The sequence below is a fragment of the Acidimicrobiales bacterium genome (assembly GCA_035533095.1).
Classification (GTDB): Bacteria; Actinomycetota; Acidimicrobiia; order Acidimicrobiales; family Palsa-688; genus DATLUM01.
The window spans coordinates 1-2013 of record DATLUM010000032.1 but is presented as its reverse complement, the minus strand read 5'-3'; the positions used below and the strand labels follow the sequence as shown (position 1 = coordinate 2013).

2 protein-coding genes are annotated in these 2013 nt (G+C 67.8%); one reads left to right on the top strand and one right to left on the bottom strand.

Features of this window, described 5'->3' with window-relative positions:
* Positions 1-152: 152 nt before the first annotated feature.
* Complete coding sequence (locus tag VNF71_03035) at positions 153-326, top strand: hypothetical protein (GenBank protein HVA73522.1); 174 nt, start codon at positions 153-155, stop codon at positions 324-326.
* Positions 327-468: 142 nt separating this feature from the next.
* Here VNF71_03035 and VNF71_03030 read toward each other — a convergent pair whose 3' ends face one another.
* Positions 469-1710: an IS256 family transposase gene (locus VNF71_03030; protein ID HVA73521.1), complete on the bottom strand. Its 1242-nt coding sequence runs from the start codon at positions 1708-1710 to the stop codon at positions 469-471.
* Positions 1711-2013 lie beyond the last annotated feature (303 nt).

Sequence of the window (2013 nt, the reverse complement as noted above, 5' to 3'; positions counted from 1 at the left end):
GATCGAAGCCACCGTGCTGACAGTGCAGGGGGCGTCGGCGGACGCCGGCAGTCCGACGGTGTTCTCCTTGCAGGTTGCGACGTCGAACGCCGACGAGGTGGCCTCGCTCGCCGCAGCCGGCGAGGCGAGCCTCGTCCAGGTGGGGAGCTGTGGTGACCGTCATCTGCCTCGGATCCGCCCGCTCGTGCGGGGTGACGACTCTGGCCCTGGCCCTCGCTGCCACCTGGTCACCCGAGCGACCGGTACTGCTGGTCGAGGCAGACCCGGTCAAGTCCCGAGGAGTGGTGTACGAAGCGTCGGCTGCGACGATCTCCGCATCAACCTGAGCTGACAGCAAGAACGCAATCAGCTCTCTGTGTGATTTATATCATGAGGTGTGCGTAAAGGCAAGCCTCCTTTGGGATGTGGGGCGCGTTGGAGCACCTGGCCGTCTGTGACCGCCAGTGACCGGTGCGGGAACGGGCCCGGTCATCCCTCGCCAGCCGCGAGGACGGGGGGTGGCGGGTCCGCCGGCGCTTCGATCCGGGCGGTCGTGAGCGACTCCTGGCTCATGTAGCGCCTGGCGATGGCCCACTCGTCGGTCTGCTCGGCGAGCAGCGCCCCCACCAGGCGGACGACGGCCCCTCGGTTGGGGAAGATGCCGACGACGTCGGTGCGGCGTCGGATCTCCTTGTTGAGGCGCTCCTGGGGGTTGTTGGAGCGGATCTTGGGCCAGTGCTCAGTGGGGAAGGTGCTGAAGGCCAGGATGTCTGTGGCGGCATCGAGCAGGTAGAGGGCCACGTCGGCCAGGCCGGTCTCGTGCAGCTTGTCGACCACGACGGCCAGCTGGGCCCAGGTGGCGTCGTGGTCGGGCTGCTCGAAGATGGAACGCACCAAGGTGGCCACCATCGGCCAGGCGCTCTTGGGCACCCGGGAGGCGAGGTTGGCCATGAAGTGCGTCCGGCACCGCTGCCAGGAGGCGCCGGCGAATACCGTGGCGATAGCCGCCTTGATGCCGCCGTGGGCGTCGGAGACGACGAGCTCCACGCCCGAGAGGCCCCGGGCCACCAGACCACGCAGGAAGGCCGTCCAGGCCTCGGTGTCCTCGGTGCTGACCACGTCGAACCCGACGACCTCCCGGCGGCCCTCGGCGCCCACGGCGGTGGCGACCACCGCCGAGACGTTGACCACCCGGCCCCCCTCGCGCACGCGCTGGGTCAAGGCGTCGATCCACAGGTAGCGGTAGGGGCCCTGGTCGAGCGGGCGTTCCTTGAACTCGGCGACCTTTTGGTCGAGCTCTTGGGCCAGGCGTGACACCTCGGACTTGGACATCCCCTCGATCCCCATGGCCTTCACCAGGTCGTCCACCCGGCGGGTGGAGACCCCTTCGACGTAGGCCTGGCAGATCACCGCCACCAGGGCCTGCTCGGCCCGCCGGCGGGGGGTGAGCAAGAACTCAGGGCTGTAGACCCCCTGGCGGAGCTTGGGCACCGAGAGGTCGATGGTGCCGAGCCTGGTGTCCCAGGGACGCACCCGGTAGCCGTTGCGCGAGTTTTCCCGTGTCTCGGAGCGCTCGCCGTACGCGGCACCGCACTGCATGGACGCTTGTGCCGACATCACCGCCTCGGCGAAGGCCTTGAGCATCGCCCGGGCGAGGTCGCCGTCGCCATCGTGGCCGTCGAGATACTTGCCCAGCCAGGCGCCAGCGTCGATAGTGGTAGGGACAGTCACCGTGATCCTCCTCAAGTAGTTGCGTGAGAACTGCTTCTTGAGGTTGGCGCGGTGATTGTCGCGTATGGGGGATGGTCCCTCAGCTCACCGCCGGCTCGTACACCACTCGTTGGGACTCAACTTCGCCCTAGCCGTCCAAGACTTGGCGGACGTCCCGCTGACCCGATACCCCACCTTGCCATTCATGCCGCGTGCCTACGAGCTCCGCTCGAACGTCACCGCCTATGCCGCGGCGTACATAGCTCTGGCAGAAGTGCTCGCCACCGAGCTGATTACCGCAGACGAGCGGCTCTTGATGTCTCC